This window comes from Edaphobacter acidisoli (assembly GCF_014642855.1).
GTDB lineage: Bacteria > Acidobacteriota > Terriglobia > Terriglobales > Acidobacteriaceae > Edaphobacter > Edaphobacter acidisoli.
Genome location: NZ_BMJB01000003.1, coordinates 260,961 through 279,827 on the forward strand (window position 1 = coordinate 260,961; position 18,867 = coordinate 279,827).

13 protein-coding genes and 1 pseudogene are annotated in these 18,867 nt (G+C 56.7%); 7 read left to right on the top strand and 7 right to left on the bottom strand.

Annotation, left to right across the window (positions count from 1 at the left end; all coding sequences use genetic code 11):
• Positions 1 to 303 precede the first annotated feature (303 nt).
• Complete coding sequence (locus IEX36_RS16070; protein ID WP_188760589.1) at positions 304 to 444, bottom strand: hypothetical protein; 141 nt, start codon at positions 442 to 444, stop codon at positions 304 to 306.
• A 78-nt stretch (positions 445 to 522) separates the two neighbouring features.
• Between IEX36_RS16070 and IEX36_RS16075 the strand changes: the two genes are divergently transcribed.
• A complete protein-coding gene (locus tag IEX36_RS16075; protein WP_188760590.1) occupies positions 523 to 1,248 on the top strand; it encodes an Npun_F0296 family exosortase-dependent surface protein in 726 nt (241 codons plus the stop codon).
• Positions 1,249 to 1,318: 70 nt separating this feature from the next.
• On the opposite strand, the gene rodA is transcribed toward IEX36_RS16075, so the two are convergent.
• On the bottom strand, positions 1,319 to 2,419 hold the full coding sequence (gene rodA, locus IEX36_RS16080; RefSeq protein WP_188760591.1) for a rod shape-determining protein RodA: 1,101 nt from the start codon (positions 2,417 to 2,419) through the stop codon (positions 1,319 to 1,321).
• A 491-nt stretch (positions 2,420 to 2,910) separates the two neighbouring features.
• On the opposite strand from rodA, the gene IEX36_RS16085 reads away from it, so the two are divergent.
• On the top strand, positions 2,911 to 3,291 hold the full coding sequence (locus IEX36_RS16085; RefSeq protein WP_188760592.1) for a DUF4870 domain-containing protein: 381 nt from the start codon (positions 2,911 to 2,913) through the stop codon (positions 3,289 to 3,291).
• 315 nt (positions 3,292 to 3,606) lie between these two features.
• Positions 3,607 to 4,008 carry a DUF1801 domain-containing protein gene (locus tag IEX36_RS16090; RefSeq protein ID WP_188760593.1) on the top strand — a complete coding sequence of 134 codons (402 nt, stop codon included), beginning with the start codon at positions 3,607 to 3,609 and terminating at the stop codon, positions 4,006 to 4,008.
• Positions 4,009 to 4,319: 311 nt separating this feature from the next.
• Here IEX36_RS16090 and IEX36_RS16095 read toward each other — a convergent pair whose 3' ends face one another.
• Positions 4,320 to 5,426, bottom strand: coding sequence for an alkaline phosphatase family protein (locus IEX36_RS16095; RefSeq protein ID WP_188760594.1), 1,107 nt, complete (start codon positions 5,424 to 5,426; stop codon positions 4,320 to 4,322).
• A 172-nt stretch (positions 5,427 to 5,598) separates the two neighbouring features.
• Between IEX36_RS16095 and IEX36_RS16100 the strand changes: the two genes are divergently transcribed.
• A complete protein-coding gene (locus IEX36_RS16100; RefSeq protein ID WP_188760595.1) occupies positions 5,599 to 6,270 on the top strand; it encodes a hypothetical protein in 672 nt (223 codons plus the stop codon).
• Positions 6,271 to 6,645: 375 nt separating this feature from the next.
• On the opposite strand, the gene IEX36_RS16105 is transcribed toward IEX36_RS16100, so the two are convergent.
• On the bottom strand, positions 6,646 to 8,427 hold the full coding sequence (locus tag IEX36_RS16105; protein WP_188760596.1) for a mechanosensitive ion channel family protein: 1,782 nt from the start codon (positions 8,425 to 8,427) through the stop codon (positions 6,646 to 6,648).
• A gap of 88 nt (positions 8,428 to 8,515) precedes the next feature.
• Here IEX36_RS16105 and glmS point away from each other — a divergent pair, with 88 nt between their 5' ends.
• On the top strand, positions 8,516 to 10,384 hold the full coding sequence (gene glmS / locus IEX36_RS16110) for a glutamine--fructose-6-phosphate transaminase (isomerizing) (protein ID WP_188760597.1): 1,869 nt from the start codon (positions 8,516 to 8,518) through the stop codon (positions 10,382 to 10,384).
• A gap of 63 nt (positions 10,385 to 10,447) precedes the next feature.
• Here the strand turns inward: glmS and IEX36_RS16115 are convergent, their stop codons facing one another.
• The 3 genes from IEX36_RS16115 to IEX36_RS16125 all read right to left on the bottom strand — a co-directional run bounded on the left by IEX36_RS16115 (position 10,448) and on the right by IEX36_RS16125 (position 13,007).
• A complete protein-coding gene (locus IEX36_RS16115) occupies positions 10,448 to 11,419 on the bottom strand; it encodes a family 16 glycosylhydrolase (protein ID WP_188760598.1) in 972 nt (323 codons plus the stop codon).
• Positions 11,391 to 11,582 carry a hypothetical protein gene (locus IEX36_RS16120; protein ID WP_188760599.1) on the bottom strand — a complete coding sequence of 64 codons (192 nt, stop codon included), beginning with the start codon at positions 11,580 to 11,582 and terminating at the stop codon, positions 11,391 to 11,393. Before IEX36_RS16120 ends, IEX36_RS16115 begins: the two co-directional genes overlap by 29 nt.
• Positions 11,583 to 11,750: 168 nt before the next feature.
• Positions 11,751 to 13,007 carry a hypothetical protein gene (locus IEX36_RS16125; RefSeq protein ID WP_188760600.1) on the bottom strand — a complete coding sequence of 419 codons (1,257 nt, stop codon included), beginning with the start codon at positions 13,005 to 13,007 and terminating at the stop codon, positions 11,751 to 11,753.
• Positions 13,008 to 13,321: 314 nt separating this feature from the next.
• On the opposite strand from IEX36_RS16125, the pseudogene IEX36_RS17780 reads away from it, so the two are divergent.
• Together IEX36_RS17780 and IEX36_RS16140 are read left to right on the top strand one after the other, a co-directional pair.
• A pseudogene (locus IEX36_RS17780) lies at positions 13,322 to 17,134 on the top strand (carboxypeptidase-like regulatory domain-containing protein).
• A gap of 78 nt (positions 17,135 to 17,212) precedes the next feature.
• Positions 17,213 to 18,673: a hypothetical protein gene (locus IEX36_RS16140; protein ID WP_188760603.1), complete on the top strand. Its 1,461-nt coding sequence runs from the start codon at positions 17,213 to 17,215 to the stop codon at positions 18,671 to 18,673.
• Positions 18,674 to 18,867: the final 194 nt, after the last annotated feature.

Below are 18,867 nucleotides of genomic sequence, written 5' to 3' on the forward strand. Positions count from 1 at the left end.
TTCAGCGCCTGTAAACTCTTCAAACTACGTCGCTCTAAAACGATCTTTCAGCCCTTCAAATCCATCTGGTTCAAGCGAAGCGACATTTTCCTCCCGCTGTTGCTCTAAGCTCACATGGACTCAGATAAGACATCTTGCACAGTAAAAGACCCGCATGGGTTTTATTGGACTTCCGAACCTGTCGCAACCGGCAGGTACGATCGTCGGAAAGAAATGGAGTGACCCTACACCGAATTTGACCTTCAATTTCTTCACCGTTGAAGACTGATTCGTAGCTGCTGGACGAGCCCGAATACGCGATCACTAGCAATCGTCGTTGCGCAACCAGCAGCAGGTCTTGATCTCAACCTCAACATTTTTGCCGCGGTAAGCACGTGACATCTGCACGTCAGGGTACGCCTGCCTCACCGAGGCCAGTACTGGCGACAGTGTTCGTCTGCTCATGAAAAGCCAATTCCTACGACCAGAAAGTTCAGAGCACAAAGGAGCTTAACCATGATCCCTCTCAGTTGCAGCAAAATCATGCATTTAGCCGCATTTAGTGGCATCTTGCTGCTAGCCGCAGGCGCAGGGCCTGCACTCGCAGATCCGCTTGCAGTTACGGTTCTTGCGCCAGGCGTCCAGTCCCCAGCCGGTATCACGAACAACTACGAGACGTTCAACGCCGTCACTCCCAGCGGAGGCACGCTCACAACCAACTTCAACGGAAGCTCCATCACCGGAACCTACACCGGCGACTTCGCCATTCTCCCCGCCGGAGCCTTCGGCGGAGCCAATGGCTCCAATTTCATCTCTACCACCGGGTCCAATAGTTCCTACACCCTCACCCTCAGCAGCCCGGTCAATTACTACGGGATGTGGCTTTCAGCTCTTGACAGCGGCAACAACCTCAGCTTTTACAACGGAAACACCCTGGTCGAAACCCTCACCCCAACCAACTTCATCGGCATGTTAGGAGCGTGCCCGTCCACGACCAATCTCTACTGCGGCAACCCCAACAACCACCTCGACGCCACCGAGCAGTTCGCGTATCTCAACTACTACGACTCCACCGGGACCTTCAACAAGATCGTCTTCAGTGAAAACTCCAACTCAGGCGCGCAGTTCGAGTCCGACAACCAAGCCATCGCTTCGCTGCCTTCAGCTCCAGGCACCAGCGCCGTACCCGAACCGACCAGCCTCTTCCTGCTCGGAAGCGGTCTGCTAGGATTCGCGGGGCTCTTCCGTCGTCAATTCCTGTTGTCCTGATCTACGTCCTCACCCATCTGTGATGCGCCCGCGCCCTGTCTGCAAAGACAGGGCGCAGGCACATCGCGCTTCAGTTCACAAACCGCCGCATCCGCACATTCATCACAATCCCCAGCGCCAGAAACGTAAACATAATCGACGACCCGCCATAGCTCATCAGCGGCAGCGGAATCCCCGTCACCGGCATCAACCCCACCACCATCCCGATATTCACCGCAATCTGAAACAAAATCACGGACACAATCCCCATCACAATAAACGTCCCCGGCAGGTCCGAAGCCGTCTGCGCATTCTGAATCAGCCGCATCAGAATCAAAAAATAAAGCAGCAACACGCCAATCGCGCCCACAAACCCATGCTCCTCGCAAAACGCCGCGAAGATGAAGTCCGTATACGGAATCGGCAAAAAGTCTCCCTGCGTCTGCGTGCCTTTGTTCGCGCCCTTACCCCACACCCCACCCGACCCCACCGCAATCAGCGACTGCCGAATCTGATATCCCGACCCGCGCGGGTCCGTATCCGGATTCAGAAACGCATTAATCCGCGCCTGCTGATACGGCTTCAAATGCTTCCCGCTCTTATAAGCAATCCCCCCCACCAGCACCAGCCCCAGCAGAATCACCGCCGTCTGCTTCAGCCGAATCCCGCCCAGAAACAGCCCGCACAGCAGAATCGGCAGATACGTCAGCGCCGTCCCCAGATCCGGCTGCTTCAACACCAGCACCATCGGCACGCCCACCAGCGCGCTCGCCTTCCCGATATCGGCCCACGAAAGCGGCTTGCCCACCCGGCCCCAGAAGAACCGCGCAATCGCCAGAATCAGAATCAGCTTCACCCACTCCGACGGCTGAAAGTGTACCCCGCCGCCCAGGTTGATCCACCGCTTCCCGCCCATCACCTTCGTGCCCACCGCGGCCACAGCCAGCAGCGCCAGAATCCCAATCCCATAAGCCCAGTGCGCAATATCCACCAGCCGGTGATAGTCGATGGCCGAGATCAAAAACATCAGCACCAGCCCCACCGCCAGAAATTCCATCTGTTTATGGTCAAACCCATGAAACTTCGTATGCAGCGTAGCCGACTTGATCTCCAGCACCGAGACCACCGACAACACCGCCACAAAGCCCAGCAGGACCCAGTCAAAATCCCGATACGAAGCAAGACGCGCCATGAATGTGGCTAGTGTATAGCACCCTCAAAACCAATCCACACCCCCTTTGCATTTCCAATTCGCAGCCTTTTAGCATTTCCATTCCACACCTGAGCGAAGACTGCCACCGCAAGCAAAAAAGCCGTCATCCTGAGCGAAGCGACCGCAGGGAGCGGAGTCGAAGGACCCCGAGACCGCATCTGTCACCCATACCGTTCACCCATTTCAGCCACGGGGGTTAAATCATGCGCAGCCTCATCGCGCATGGGTGGGAATGTACAAAGCCCAATCAGCACCTTTAGAGAAATCCAACACCATCTTGACCACCCCACCGCATTCCTGTAGGAAATAGGGGTACAAAAAATTGGATCATTCCATGGAGTGCAACGGAAGGCCAACCAACTACGCTCGGCGCAGAGAATGAGCTGAAAGCGCGGTATCCGTCAGACCTCCCCAACCGGGCCCTGCACCTGCTTTCTGACTTGGTGTCACACCCCAAAGGAGAAGCAACGATGGAATCCAACACAACGCAAGGGACGAATCCCACCGGGGCGACCCCCACCGCACAAGGCGGCCTCTCCCAGAACGCCGCCGCTGCCGTCGCCTACCTCACCATCATCCCAGCCATCATCTTTCTGGTCATCGAACCCTACAACCGAATGCCCTTCGTCCGCTTCCACTCCATGCAAAGCCTCGGCCTCGGCATCGCATGGATCGTCATCATGATGGCGCTCTCCGTCATCCCCGTCATCGGCTGGATTATCCTTCCCTTTGCCGGACTCGCCTTTCTTGCAGTCTGGGCCTTCACCATCCTCCAGGCCTACAAAGGCGCATGGTTCAAGCTGCCATTCATCGGCAACATTGCCCAGACCCAATCGGAGAAGCAGTTCTAAAGAACTGCCCTCCACTAACTGTCATCCTTCCGCCGCAGGCGGGAGGACCTGCTTTTTCCTCACCCCAATTGTCATCCTGAGCGAAGATTGCATCGCGGGCAAAAGCCGCCCGAGCGGAGATTGCCATCGCGAGGAAAAAGCCGTCATCCTGAGCGAAGCGACCCCAGGGAGCGGAGTCGAAGGACCCCGAGACCGCATCGGTCACCCATACTGTTCACCCATTTCAGCCAAGGGGTTAAATCATGCGGGTGCCCCATCCATGCCGCAGACGATCGCAGCATGAGTAAGCAGCAGCCCTCTTGATGTGGAGCAACGATGAGAACGGAATTGCTGCGATTCAACGGCGCTGTCGAGCGGGATCCGGCCATCGAGGCATGGATGAAAGAACATGCAGGTGAATTGGGAGCGATCGCGCATCAGTGGTTCGAGGCAATGCAAAGATGCGGAGACGAAGTCCGGGAGCTTTTGCATGATGGCTGTCCGGTGGCATGTCTGGGAGATGCGCCCTTCGGCTACGTCAACGTATTCACTTCGCACGTAAACGTGGGGTTCTTTCACGGCGCAGCGTTGCCGGATCCGGGCCGCCTGTTACAAGGAAATGGCAGGTTCATGCGCCACGTGAAGTTAAAACCGGGAACGCCGGCGAACGCAGCAGCGCTCAGCACGCTCATCGATGCGGCTTACACCGATATAAAAAAGCGCGTCGAACACGGCTAGCGCAGCACACTCAGTGTCATTGCAACCGGAGGCCGGCGCATTTGCCGCCCGAGCGGAGATTGCCATCGCGAGGAAAAAGCCGTCATCCTGAGCGAAGCGACCGCAGGGAGCGGAGTCGAAGGACCCCGACACCTCATCGGTTACCCATACTGTTCACCCATTTCGGCCAAGGGGTTAAATCATGCGGGTGCCCATGCCGCAGACGATCGCGGTATGAGTAAGGCCGGGTGCCCCAGAGCCTGCCCTGAGCCTGTCGAAGGGTCTCGCCTTTGAGACCTGGGAAATTCGAGCGAAGCTCGAACCCCTTTCCATCAACGCACCGCCGCCCCCACCGGCAATCCAGCCTTCGGCTCCACCGCATTCCAGTCATACCCCAGAATCTTCGCCAGCGTAGCCGCAACCTGGCTCTGCGTCACAGCTTCCACATGCATGCGGTTCCCTAACGCCGGAGTCTCCGGCCCCATAAACGCCATAAAGATGTACTTCGCGTCCGGAATCTTCTGCCCATGGCTCGTCCAGTCATCCGGCCCGCTCCCGCGACCATGGTCCGGCAGAAAGATCATCGTCGTCTTCCCCCGATACTCCGGCATCGCCTGCAACGTATCCCAAAGCTGCTTCAGATACGCATCTACCCTGTGCGCCGCAATCAGGTACTCGCCATAGTTGTTCTGGTGCGCCCACTCATCCGTCTCGCCCAGCGACACAAACACCACCCGCGGCTTCTTCGCCTTGATGTACTCCATCGCCGTATAAAACTCCGGCGCATCGAACGGCTCGCCCTCCCAAACCTCAGGCGTCTCCGCCTTCATCCGGTTCAGAAACTCCAGCCGCGGCGTCATCGGCTCCATCGTGAACGGCGCATACCCCGCATTCACCGCGCACCCGCACTTCTCCGGATTCACCGCCGACGCAATCACGTCCCACGCGCCAAACGCCGCAACCTTCCCCTCCATCCCCGGCTGATGGTTCAGCCACGCCAGCACCGTCAGGTTCGGATTCAGCACATTGTCATTCGAGTTGATTCGCGGGTCGCCATGCCCGGTCAGCGTCTCACTGTAGCCCGGATAGGAAAAATTGAGCCCGTTGGTCACAAACGCATCCGACCCCGCGTCCCGGTCGCCATAGATCTGCCCACTCGGCACCATCGTCTTCCACAAAAACGGCATCAGCTTCTCGCGCCGCTCCTCAGGAGTCGCAGCAAGAAACTCCTTCTCCAGCTCCGAAACATCACGCCCATCGAAGTACCGCTTCGGCGTCAGCAGACTCGCATCCGCTCCGCGAAACACCTCCTGCCACCTGAGCCCATCCGTCATCACCAGCACCACCCGCTGGCCGTTGTCCGCCTGCTGCGACCAAACCACCTGGCTCCACGAAGCCAGCACCACCACAAGCACCAAAACCCATCCGCGCTTTCTCAACAATTCTCAAACCTCAAAAAAGGAAATAAAACGACACATTCAAATGCCAGCGATCATCCTACCCTATGCGTCGCCTCCTATTCCAACGCACTGTCAAAACTCCCGAAAGGAGCAATTAGCAGAAGCAATTTGCCCTCATCCGGCTTATGCTTGGAGCGCTGGGGGTAGGCGAATGGTGCATCGTGGTGCCTTCGGAAATATCCGGTCAATAGCGTTGCTTAGCATCTGGCTGGCCTCCTTATCGACTATCAAAGCGCAGGTGTTTCCGTTGGTCGGCGCACCGCTCTCAGCGACCTGGACAGTCACAACGGATACGGCGGGAACCGTCAAAGCAACCAGAATTGAGGCAGCGCGATCCAGCGACGGAAGCACATATCAAGCCGGCTACGATTCAAATGGCCAGCTAGTCTCCATCTCTATTCTCGATGTGCCGCATGCCAAGCGATACGAGATGCGTCCGCTTACGAAGCAATACATAGAGAACGACGCACCGCAGTTCAAGGGATACACTCGCACGGCGGCACAACAACACGCAATACTGGAGCGCTCGAACTTTCCTCATGCTCGCGAAGCGCAAGGCCAGAAGAAAGGCTCTACTCCACTAGGCACCAAGGTCGTGGACGGCATGACCATCTATGGAAGCCACTACGTACGCTACAGAGACAAGGTTCTTACGATGGACGGAGAAACCTGGCAGTCTGATCTCGGTCTCGTTTACTCATCACACTTCATGGTGCCGAAGATTCAGCAGACTCACACGGTGACCCTTAAAGAGATAAAACGCGGTGAACCGGATGCCTCCCTATTTACCGTCCCCGCAGGCTACTCATTGACCCAAAGATGAACTTATCCTCAGGTGTGCCCCATCCGAAAATCGACCAAAAAGCCAGCCCAAGAACCACTCCTCCCTTCCCTAACAAAATCATGTCAAGCCCCCAAATCGTCCCGAACGCCCTCAAATGCATGAAATAAAGCAGGATATTTTTCTCCCAAATCTGGCGGTTTAGTTTTCCCCCACTTGCTAAACTTAAACCAGATAGAAATAAAAGCCCCGCAGGAGACCACCCTCCTTCGGGGCTTAACTATTTGAAATGAATACTTTACAAGATCAGACGAGGGAGGCCCAATCAAATCAATACCTTACACTCTTCAGGAACCCGCAAGTCCAAAGCCAAACCTTCCCAAATCAAGACTTTGCGCAAAAAGCAGGGGGAGGGGGTCACTTCTTCCCATCCACCAACGCCTCCGGCCGGTGCAGCGCATCGAGCAGCGTCACGTAAAGCTTGTTCCTCACGTCGTACCGCTCATTCGCCCGCGTCACGTACCGCACGATCACGTCCACCCCGGACGACGCCGGCCGCAGGTCCACCGACGGCGACGCCGTGAACTGGCTCAACCCCTGGTGCGCCGTCGCCCGCTGCCACTCCTGCTCCGCCAGCGCCGCATCCTTCTCCGTCACCTGCTCCACCGCCGCCCGGATCGCCGCCACCGTCTTCTCCACATCCACCGACGCCGGGATATTCACACTGATCTCATCCCACATCCACTGCCCCGACGTCGAGAAGTTGAAGTACTGCCCCGTGATCGCGAAGTTGTTGATGAACGTCACCCGCCGTCCCGTCGGGTGCCCCTTGTCCGTCCAGTTCCCCGTCTCGAGCACCGTAGTCCGGAACAACCCGATCTCGACCACCTCGCCGCCCACCCCGTTGATCTCCACCCAGTCCCCCACCCGAATCCCATGCTTCCCCATCAGGACGAACCACCCGAAGAAGGCCAGGATGAAGTCCTGAAACACCAGCGTAATCCCCGCCGTCGTCAACCCCAGGATGGTCGGCATCTGGCTCGGCGGCCCGAAGATCACCAGCAGCAGCAAGAGGAGCGTGACCACCTCGATGCCCAGCGTCACAATCGTCTCGAGCGTCCGCAGCCTCCGCCGGTCCGTAACCGAGCGCTCCAGCATCGAGCGGAACCCGGTAACCAGCACCGCCGACAGCAGCAGCAAAAACGCAATCCACGCCAGCGACTGCAGGATCAGGTGAGACACAATCCGGTGCTGAAGTTCCACCTGATCATGCCACCGTCCATACACACTCGAGAGCTGCTTCTGTGTCTCGATCCTGTCATCCAGAATACTGTGTATCTGCGCGATAGAGTGAACCGCAGCCATCTTCGCCACGCGGTCCTTCACAGTTTCACCATTGTCGGCAGCAGCGCTCGAGTCGACACTCACTGCGCTCGTCATCGATGCCGCCTTCTTTTCCAGTTCGGCGTGCTGTGCAGTCAAAGACGCTACGTCATCATTCGTCTCAGCTTGTGCCTGCTCGATCAGTGTCAGGCGATTGCGCTGATCAAACCACGACGAAAGCCTCCTCGCCAGCGTTCTGCGCGACTGGGCCGAAATCACTGCCGTCGGCGCTCCACTATCTGCGCCCTCGTCATACTTCTTCATTGCGGCTTCGCGCGTGGTGAGCTCCTGCTGGATCTCCGCGCGCTTATCACCACTTACCCGTGCCAGATCGTCAGTCGCATCATTCAGTTCATCTGTATCCAGCTGCAACTGTGCCTTAGCAAGATCAAGATCGTCCGACTGAGCGACGGCCCCGTTTTTGCTTTTAAGCGAAGCAGTTAGACTGTCCACTTTTGCTTGGTCTTCTTTAACTAGCGCCTGCAAACCGGTAACTTTCTGCTGCAACGCCAGCGCATCGCCAGTCAGCGTCCTATGCTCCAGAGCAGCTTGGCGCAATGCCATCGCAAACGCCTGATCCACCTCATGGTCCGCCAGCCGCTCCGCCTCCTGCGCCATCCGCTTCTCTTCCGCCGAAACAGCCAGCGGAGCCAAAGCCTGAACCGTCTGCCACGGCCGCTGATCCACAAGCCCCTCACTCTTAGAGCGCAGAAATGGCAAACTCGACATTGCACCGCGAGTAACAAAGCTCGCAACAAGAAACACCGCCAGCAAAATTGCCGGAACAACAATCGCAGACCGACGCAACAGTTTCATGGTTTAAACCTACACGCAGGCCCAGCTCACCCAAAAGTCACACGCATAGTCACGCGCAAAACTCTTTACACCCGGCTAAACTGGCTTTATGTGTGGAATCGTCGGTTATATCGGCTCGCAACCTGTCGTCCCAGTCATCATCGAAGGCCTGCGTCGCCTCGAATATCGCGGCTACGATTCGGCTGGCATCGCCGTAGCGGGCAACTCCTCGGGTCTCGAACTACGCCGTGCTCCGGGTAAGCTGCGCAATCTTGAGACTGTCATTGCAGACTCGCCCATTTACGGAACCTTCGGCATTGGCCACACCCGTTGGGCCACCCACGGCCGCCCCACCGAAGAGAACGCGCATCCCCACCGCGATTGCACCGGCTCCCTCGTCGTCGTGCACAACGGCATCGTCGAAAACTATCTAGCCCTCAAATCGGAACTCCTCTGTAAGGGCCACAAGTTTGTCACAGAAACTGATACTGAGATCATTGCTCATCTGATTGAGGAGGAACTCAAGCAGTCTCCCGGTATCGCGCTCGAAGAAGCTGTGCGCCATGCCGTCAAACACCTCACTGGGGCCTTCGCCATCGGCGTTCTCTCCGCCAATGAGCCAAACAAGCTTGTCGCGGCACGAATGGGGCCGCCTGCTGTGATAGGCATCGGCGACGGCGAATTCTTTCTCGCTTCCGACGTTCCCGGCATCCTTCACCACACTCGTAACATCCATTTTCTTGCCGATGGAGAACTCGCCGTTCTTACGCGCAATGGGGTGACGCTCACCGACTTTCAAGGAGCAGCCTTACCACTCAAGGTTCAACGCATTACCTGGGACCCGATTCAAGCGGAAAAAGCTGGCTATAAGCATTTCATGCTCAAAGAAATCAACGAGCAGCCGCGTGCCATTCGCGACACCACACTCGGACGTGTCTCGCTCGACACCGGCAAAGTCTTCCTCGACAACCTCGCTATCACACCTGAAGAGTTCCGCACTGCGAATCAGATCACTATCGCAGCCTGTGGCACAAGCTGGCACGCAGGTCTTGCCGGCAAGTTTATGATCGAGCGACTCGCACGCTTGCCTGTCGATGTCGACTATGCCAGCGAGTACCGCTACCGTGATCCCATCGCCGATCCGCACGCCATTGGACTGCTCATCACCCAGTCGGGCGAGACCGCAGACACGCTCGCCGCGCAGGCCGAGCTTATCGCCAAGGGCTCAAAGACGCTCGCCATCTGCAATGTCGTCGGTGCTGCCATCACGCGGAAGGCCGCAGGAACCATCACCACCAATGCAGGTCCCGAAATCGGCGTAGCCAGCACCAAGGCCTTCACCGCGCAATTGACTGCGCTATTCGTGCTCGCACTGCATCTTGCGCAAGTGCGCGGCACGATCAGCGATGCCGAGTCTCTACATCTGGTCGATGAGCTTTCGAAGTTGCCCGGTAAGGTCGAAGATGTTCTGCGCTCTGTAGACGACCAATGCCAGCAACTGGCAAAGATCTTCCACAACGCAAACGACTTCCTCTTCCTTGGCCGCGGAGTCCACTACCCTATCGCTCTTGAAGGCGCACTCAAGCTCAAAGAGATCAGCTACATTCACGCCGAGGGTTATCCCGCAGGCGAAATGAAGCATGGCCCCAACGCATTAATCGACGAAGCACTGCCCGTCGTCACCATCGCCACAAAAGATCCTTCAGACCCATCAAGCGTGCTCAAGTACGAAAAAACCCTCAGCAACATTCAGGAGGTCACAGCACGCAGCGGCCGGGTGATCGCCATCGCCATTGAGGGCGACGAGGAGATCAAACATCTCGTCGAGCACACCATCCAGATTCCCCAGGCTGCGGAGCTACTGCTGCCCGTGCTCGAAGTTGTGCCCCTGCAGTTACTGGCCTATCACATCGCTGTTCGTCGCGGCTGCGACGTGGATCAACCCAGGAATCTAGCAAAAAGTGTAACCGTCGAATAAGCAGTAGTCTGCTCCCACAATCGATGAAAACCAAATGGGGCAAGAGGCGGGTACATTTCATAACTAAGGGGCAGCAGCGTAGGGGTAGATGCGCACGTAATCCACATCAAGGTATTGGTTGCTCGATGAGCCAAACGCGCCGTAGCCTGCAGTCGGAACACCTCCGGGGCTCGGAAGCTCCGTATCAAGGATGACGTATTCAGGAGCGCTTGAAGCCGGGGCTTGGGAGCTGCTCACCGTCCAGACAACCTGTCCATCAACATAGAAGGTATAGCCTGCCGGAGTCCACGCGACTCCGAAGATGTGAAAATTGCCATCATCCAGGTTAGGCAGCGCCGCTCGATTGGCCGCGCTTTGCCCTATACCTGCGGTATAGCCATCCCAGTGCAGTGCATTGTCGTATCCAAGGGGATTCAGGTTCGTGCTAGTGTGCTCAAAAACATCCATCTCCATGCCGGAAGCCTGCGGGTTGTTCAGGTCTTGTCCATTGGTAGGCGACTGGATCCACCAGGCGCACTGCCCTCCGGACTGATACTGAAAGCGCACAGCAGCCTCCCAATAGCCGTAGGTATAGGTAAAATCGGTCGACGTATCGATCGCACCGCAGTAGTTCGTCACGACATCATTGCTTGTAGAGGAATAGGTGCTCAGCCGCAGGTATCCATTGGAGAGCGTAACGCCGCTTGCGTCCTGCGTGCAAAGATCGCGAACACCTGGACGATAGTGCCATAAAGCAGCGTTCAGGGTCGACTCGTTGAACTCCTCATCGAGTGCCATCTTTGTTGTGAACCCGGTCGGAATGATGTCGAAGGAGATCTGCTCGGTCGCGGTGAGGGGTGTGCCACTGGCATCATGGACGCTCAAGGTAATAGTGGAGCCGCCAACAGCCGTCGGCGTCCCCGAAAGAACGCCGCCCGAGCTGAGAATAATGCCTGCTGGCAGTGTTCCTGACTGTACCGTCCAGGTGTAAGGAGCTGTTCCTCCTGAGACCTGTAGCGTGGTCGTGTTAAGCGACGAGGATACCGACGCGCTCACTAATCCAGGCGCTATAAGCGACAACCCGCCAGTTAGCGGTGTAGACGTGATGGGAGCACTGGACGAGCGTGCCCCACTGCTGCAACCCGTCATCATCACTGACAGGATAGCCAATCCGAGTAGGGGCCAATGCCTTCGCGTCATGCGACAACCAACCATCCACCCGATCCTCTGTGTATTTTGCATAACGACAGATTTTGCCTCGGTGCCGCTATCGGTAAGGTGACATACGGTAGCCAGCGCCAAGTATGAAGTATCTTATGCAAAATAAATAGCTTGTACCGTTTGTAATAAAGGACGGGAGATTTGTAACAGGCCCCTTACCCAATGCTTACCAGAACTGGCTAGCAACAACCGTTGTAGCTCCTGTATTGCCGTCTATAACCTCGACCTTCAATACCGCCTCGAAGTTGCGTTTGATTCCTCCTGTGGAGGCGAGCTTTTCGAGCTGCACTAGATCCTGTGGTGAGACGATGAACTCACCGGCAGCCTCGGTTCCGTTCGAGCTGATTCCAGCAACAACGACCACCGGCCCCTCAGTGGTCGAGCTATAGAAGCGTCCCACAATAGCGTAGTCTTCACGTTGACCTCGGAAGGGCTTGGAGAAGTCAACACTCCACCCGCGGAATGCAGGATTCTGGGCATCCTCTATATAGGAGAACTGTCCCTGTTGCTCGAAGTGAAAGCGCAGCGTCTTCAAGAGCAGCAGTGTCCACTTATTGTCGTTGCCTGTTACCAACACTACGGGTCGTTGATGCAGGTCGGCCAGAGTATTGGAGTTCGCCTCGTGGATATGAAATGGCTTTTGAAATGTCTTGAGATACCCGACGATATTAGCAATAGCGTTGAGTGTGGCGATCGAGATATGGAACTCGGGGCGAAGAATCTCATCTCCGATACTGATGTTGGGCACCTCAGGCGGCTCGCCAGTATCCTGCAATGGCCTGCCCGCGCTGATCAGCACTGGATCGGGGCTGTTCAGTAGCGGAGCCCAGACTTCCATGACCGGATCGTGCTGGTGCTCATAGCTCCGAATGAAAAAAAACACGCTAATAACGGCGGCTACCAGCACAGCTAGCAGATAGTACGGCAAGCGGGCATGGATCCGGCGCACAGAGTCCGCTACAGAAATACTGGCGACGGAATGAACCTCTGGTTCAGGATGAGAGATGATCTGCTCGTGTTCGGCAGATTCTACGCGCTCCGCGTGAGGCGCACGAAGATGAAACCGGGGAACATAGGTTCCAGAGGGTAGCTCCAAGATGATCGAACTGACTGTACCGCTCTCCTGGTAGAACTGCGCAAGCCGTCTGCGTATTTCACCTGCACTGAACCGAACGACAGGGTCGGCATTCGTGTCATAGGCTGGGCTCCGGCCAAAGACCTCCATCCCGATTGTGCGCTCTTTAAGTTCGCTGTGCTGGTTGGCCAGCGTCTTTTCCACAATGTAGCGGAGCATCGCTGGATAGCGTCGACTGCCGCGAAAGGGCGCACTGGCCAGTATCTCCTCAAGCGCCAGGGAGACAAGCTGTTTGTCGTCTGCGCCAGACGGTTCCCATACATTGCGGTTCGGAGAGTCGTTATTCACTGCTACCTGTCGTGCTTGTAGCGAAAATTTACCACGGACTGCGACTGGCTGCTCTTAATCATCTCGCCGAGAAGGTATTCCGGCTGAACCCGGTCAACGAGTCTCAGGAAGTGCTTCCTGCTTTCCACAATTCACTTGTTACAAGATCATTTCAGACTTGTTACAGGCCGCGCAAACAATTCATTACAAAACATTACCACACGAAACACTTATCGACTACCGTATATCACCTTGCCTACTGTCCAATCGAAAGTTCAACCTCCGACTCACAACAAACAAGTAACACTCAGCAGCAACTTTAAGGGGGTTAGTCGATGACAGAAAGGCATAGCTACAACAGTTCATATAAAGGCTGGCGTGCATTCACGATTCTCTGGATCGCTCTGGCTTTTGTTTTCGGCGGCGTCTCTGCTTTGGCGCAGAGCGGTGCGGGAGCCATCCAGGGAACGGTAACCGATCCAACAGGGGCTGTCGTGCCGGGTGCCGTCGTGCACGTGGTCAACACAGCAACGGGAGCGGCAAACGATACCAAAAGCAACGGGGTCGGTTTTTATTCGGTCCCCGGACTCTTCGCCGGGCACTACACGGTCACATTTACAGCTACGGGAATGAAGCAGTTCCAGACCAGCGTTCAGCTCCAAGTGGCTCAGACGGCTGTTATCGCCGCCAAGCTTCCCCTCGGAGACGTCTCGGAGAAGGTGACGGTCGAAGCCGATACGCAGCAGTTGGCGACGTACGAGAACGGCACGATCGGCAACGATCTCGACAACAAACGGATTAACCAACTGCCGATGAACCAGCGCAACATTATGAGCCTCGTCGGGATGTCCACGCCGGGCCTTGAGGCGGGCGGCACGCGCGCCAATGGTCTGATGACCTCCGGCATCAGCTATGTGCAGGACGGCACTCCAATCGATAATCGCGATTACGGCGGGCCCAGCACGCAGACCGACCCCGACGCGATTCAGGAAGTCAGGGTCGAGACGAGTGCCTCGAACGCAATGTATGCGACGCCGGCAACAGCCGTCATCACGACCAAGTCCGGTACGAATAGCCTGCACGGTTCGCTGTTTGAGACAGCGCGCAATAATGGATTGGCTGGCCCTGCAAAGAGCCGCGCTAACCCGGCAAACTACGCAGCTCCCCGTCTGATTCGAAATGAGTTTGGTGGCTCCGTGGGCGGCCCGATCTTTATTCCTAAGATTTACAACGGCAAGGACAAGTCATTCTTCTTCTTTGCCTATGAGCGTCTCTCGCTGATTTCAGGAACCTACGCCAACGCCTACGTGCCCACGCAGGCCGAGCGCAATGGAGACTTCAGCGGCCTGGTCAACGGCAACGGAATTCTCGACCAGCTCTACGACTCGCAGACCACTGCGCCGTCGGCGAACTGCAACGGCACCGGCGTTGCCAATGCTTATTGCCGCGCGCCGTTCGCCAATAACCAAATTCCCACCAACCGTCTCAGCCCGTTGGCCAAGTCCCTCTATGCTATTACGCCATTGCCCACCAACAGTTCGAATCCTCTGCTGAACTACAACATCGCCTTTCCCGCTGCTAATAACCAGACCGCGCCGACAATCAGCACTCGTCTGGATCATGTGTTCAACGAATCGAACAACATGTATGTCCGCTATACCTACCTCAACTCAAATGCCATCAGCCCTTACGGCTCGGTTGGACCCACATCCTCGGGCGAGCCGGCAACCATCGCGGGAGCAGGTATGCCTGCCAATGCATCCAACCTGATCGACACCTTGCTTCATCAGTCAAGCGCGGCGATCGGCTTTACGCACATTTTCTCGCCAACCTTTGTTTCATAGACGGTTGTCGGCAACATCTGGGAGACGACTTATGCCAACCTGCCTCCCGGCGGCGCCACTCAGAATTATGAGCAGCAGCTTGGACTGCCGAATAACTTCGGCCAGCAGGGCTTCCCTGAGATCCTCGGGCCTCCCTATGAGTTCGGCGGCGGGCAGGCGGAATGGGGCGGTCCGCAGATGATCACCACGGTTGACGAGAACCTGACGAAGACCCTGGGCCGGCATCAGTTGTTCTTCGGCGGCCGGTATCGTCACGAGCGTCTCGGCATTCTGCCCGACAGGACTGCCGACCAGTTCGATTTCTCTAACACGACGACTGCGGAATACGACCCGACTTCGGGAAAGAATTTCACTGCGCTGCCGAACACCGGTTACGTCGATGCGGATTTCTACCTCGGCTCTCCGTACTACTACGACATCCGCCTGAATGCTCCGTACGAGCACTGGCGCAATCAGGAGTTCGACCTGTACTTCCAGGACGATTACCACGTCAACAACAAGCTAACCGTCAACCTCGGCCTGCGCTGGGAAGCGCATCCCGTGGCAACGGAGCAATACAACCTCATCAATGGCTTCGATGTGAAGACGGGCGCCGTCGTGCTCGGCGAGCCTGCCTCCTTCTACATCCAGAAAGGGTTCACTACACAAGCCATCATCAACAACCTCGAGAATATCGGTGTGAAGTTTGAGACGGCCCAGCAGGCCGGGCTGCCCCCACACCTGGTCTACGGCAACAACGCTATCTTCGACCCGCGCATCGGCTTCGCATACGCACCGTTCGGGAGCGGACGCGGGACTGTATTCCGCGCCGGCTACGGACGTTACTCCTATCCGATTCCGCTCAGAAACTTCTACGCCAGCGCAAAGGCCAACGAGCCCTTCGCTGGTCAGTATTTCACACGCTTTGACTCAGCCTCGTACACTCCCGACGGCCTGCCCAACTACTTCCTCCGCGCACCGCAGACCCTGGTCGCGGGCCAGAACACAACCAACGTGATCGATACATCGAGCACTAACGCCATCGTAGCCGGCAGCCCAACCGAGTTCTACTTGAACCCGCACTATCCGCCGAACCTGGTTCAGGAACTCAACGCAACTGTTGAGCAGCCCATGAAGCCAAACTCAGTCCTGCGCGTCAGCTACGTCTTTGACCATGCGACAAATCTGGATCAGGAGTATGAGTACAACAACGCCATGTCAACCTACGTCTATGAGACAACATATGGCGTCACGCCTCCGAACTCGCTTGCTCAGCAACCATATAGTCCGGTTTACAGCGGTGGCGGCCTCGTAAGCGACGACCGTAACGGCTTCTCTAACTACAATGCGCTCCAGGCAAACTATCAGCGCCTGTATAAGAACGGTTATGCATACCAGTTGTCGTATGTCTTCGCCAGGGCCTGGCGCGTGGGCGGAAATGCCTTCCGCGACGGCACCATCTACCCTGCGGCTGACTATGCGCCCGGTACTCTTTCCTACAATGACTACGATTCGTTGAACCGCATGGAGAACTACGGAATCGATTCTGCAATTCCGGAGCATCACATCGCGTTCAATGGGCTCATCGATCTGCCTATTGGTCGCGGCAAGCGTTACCTCGGTAACGTCAACCGCTTCATCAACGAGCTTGTTGGAGGCTACCAGATCGCATTCGACGGCAACGTCACCACACAATACTTTCAACCTTCCTCCAGCAATTGGGGTGGCTTCAACCCGATGGGAACCGGCTCCATCAACCCGATCAAGGTCTACAAGAAGAAGTACAAGGTCGCAGATTGCAGCAGCAGCACAACCAGCGCCACATGCCTTCCTGGCTATCTCTGGTACAACGGCTTCATCTCGCCGTTGCTCATCAGCGGCAGCAATCCTTGCGGTTCACCCAATGTCATCAGCGGTATTCCCGCAAGCTATCTGCCACTGGAGACGCCGATCAACATGAACCCCGGCACGATCACCTGCTCGGGCACGACAGCGAAACCCAGTAACTCCCAGTACCTGAGCAATAATGTGCAGGTGAAACTGAACAATGGGAGCGTAGCCACAGTCGGCTACTCGCCCGGACCTGCTGGCGTGAACCCCTACTCCCACACGTTCCTGCGTGGGCCCTGGGACTGGAACTCCGACATCTCGCTCTTCAAGGTCTTTCCGATTACGGAATCGACCTCCTTCCGTATCAACGTGGATGCATTCAACGCATTCAACGTTCAGGGAGATGTCAATCCAGGCAGCAACGGTATCCAGCACTTCCAGTCGTCCTACAATACACCACGTCAGATCCAGATCAGTGCTCGCCTGACGTTCTAACCTTATCCAACCCGATGGCCGCTCACATCATGTGTGGGCGGCCATCGCTACAACTATAGAATTGCGAGGAGAGCAGGAATGCCGATCTTCAGCCGGCGCGCGGTTCTGTCGCGCTTTGCTGCGCTTGCAGCAGTCCAGATGATGCGAAAACCTTCAATGGCCCGTGCTCTGGCGATGAAAATCAAGGAGCAACCACCGGCACGAGACGTTATCTCGTTGAGCGCACTGCCCGCATGGGATAAAACCATCTCGACCATCTCGCCGGAGATGATGGGCTTGAGTTATGAATCCTCGCAACTCTCCGCGCCAGACTTTTTCTCCTCGGCCAACACCGAACTGATCGGGCTCTTCAAAAAGCTGTCTCCACGCGGAGTCCTACGCCTGGGAGGCAACCTCAGCGAATACACGCAATGGACGCCGCAAGGCGCGTCAATCGCAACGGATGTTCCATTTCGCGCTGTGATGCCGGACCCAAGCTCTGGCAAGACCATCCAACCCATGCCTCTCACACCCACCGCCATTCGCAACCTGCGCGGCTTTCTCAATCAGACCGGCTGGCATGCAATCTACGGCCTCAAGCTCGCCCACGCTGAACCTGCGCTCGTCGTCGAGGAAGCAAAGTTCGTAGCCGAGACCCTCGGCCCGCGACTCATCAGCTTTCAAATCGGCAATGAGCCCAACCATTACGTCCTGAACCGCCTCCGTGCTCCCGGCTACAACTTCTCCAACTACTTCGCCGAGTGGAGCAGGCTTCACAGTGCTGTCGTCAAAGCGCTGCCCTCGGCAAAGTTCGCCGGCCCCGACATCGCCGAAGACCTGAACTGGGTGAGGCAATTCGCCGCCGCAGCGCCCCCGTCGGTCGTAATGCTTACCGGCCATCACTATGCCGAAGGCCCGCCCAGCGACTCCTCTGTCACGGTTGAAAAACTGCTCTCGCCCGATCCAAACTTCGATTGCCACGTAGAAAAGATTGAAGCAATCTCACGCAGCGCGCGGATACCTTACGCCATGGCGGAGACCAACTCCTGTTATAACGCGGGCAAGGCCGGCGTCAGCGACGTCTTCGCCTCAGCGCTGTGGGCCGCTGACTACACACTGCAACTAGCGCAGGCTAGCCAGAACGGTGTCTACTTCCACGGCGGCGGCGCAGGTCTATACACGCCAATCGCCGGAGGCTCTGGCAAACCTTTCGAGCCGCGTCCGATCTACTACGGCCTTTTGCTCTGCCGCGACCTGCTTGGCTGCGAGATGGCTCCAGTCACCGTCACAGCACACTCCGCTGACGTTTCCATCTATGCACTGAAGCATCCGAACAGAATCGTCGTCATCAACAAAGATGCGAGCGATGCTCTGATCAATCTGCCCGCAAACCAGCCTGCGTTCGTAGTGCAGCGACTAGCAGCACCCTCGCCCGAATCCAAAATCGGAATCAGACTGACACGGCAACGCCTCGACAAGCCACTCGCGTCTGTGCAAGTGCCAAAATTTAGCGCAGCAGCCATCACACTGGAACGCGGCAGCGTAGCGGAAGCTGTGTAAGTACAACCACCGCACGGCTCATTTGTGCCACAATTTTATTCGCGCTTATCTCGCAAATGAATTGACGGTTTTCGAAGATGCATCGGAAAAAATCTCGCACGATAGCCCAAGTACTTTGTGCCGCGCTATTGTTCTCCACAACGGGCATGCTTCATGCGGTCACGTATTACGTCTCCGCAAGCGGCAGCGACGCG

What these genes read in the sequence shown, in the direction of transcription:
- IEX36_RS16070 (WP_188760589.1), bottom strand. Translation starts at nt 444, where the DNA reads ATGAGCAGACGAACACTGTCGCCAGTACTGGCCTCGGTGAGGCAGGCG.
- IEX36_RS16075 (WP_188760590.1), top strand. Translation starts at nt 523, where the DNA reads ATGCATTTAGCCGCATTTAGTGGCATCTTGCTGCTAGCCGCAGGCGCA.
- rodA (WP_188760591.1), bottom strand. Translation starts at nt 2,419, where the DNA reads ATGGCGCGTCTTGCTTCGTATCGGGATTTTGACTGGGTCCTGCTGGGC.
- IEX36_RS16085 (WP_188760592.1), top strand. Translation starts at nt 2,911, where the DNA reads ATGGAATCCAACACAACGCAAGGGACGAATCCCACCGGGGCGACCCCC.
- IEX36_RS16090 (WP_188760593.1), top strand. Translation starts at nt 3,607, where the DNA reads ATGAGAACGGAATTGCTGCGATTCAACGGCGCTGTCGAGCGGGATCCG.
- IEX36_RS16100 (WP_188760595.1), top strand. Translation starts at nt 5,599, where the DNA reads ATGGTGCATCGTGGTGCCTTCGGAAATATCCGGTCAATAGCGTTGCTT.
- IEX36_RS16105 (WP_188760596.1), bottom strand. Translation starts at nt 8,427, where the DNA reads ATGAAACTGTTGCGTCGGTCTGCGATTGTTGTTCCGGCAATTTTGCTG.
- glmS (WP_188760597.1), top strand. Translation starts at nt 8,516, where the DNA reads ATGTGTGGAATCGTCGGTTATATCGGCTCGCAACCTGTCGTCCCAGTC.
- IEX36_RS16140 (WP_188760603.1), top strand. Translation starts at nt 17,213, where the DNA reads ATGCCGATCTTCAGCCGGCGCGCGGTTCTGTCGCGCTTTGCTGCGCTT.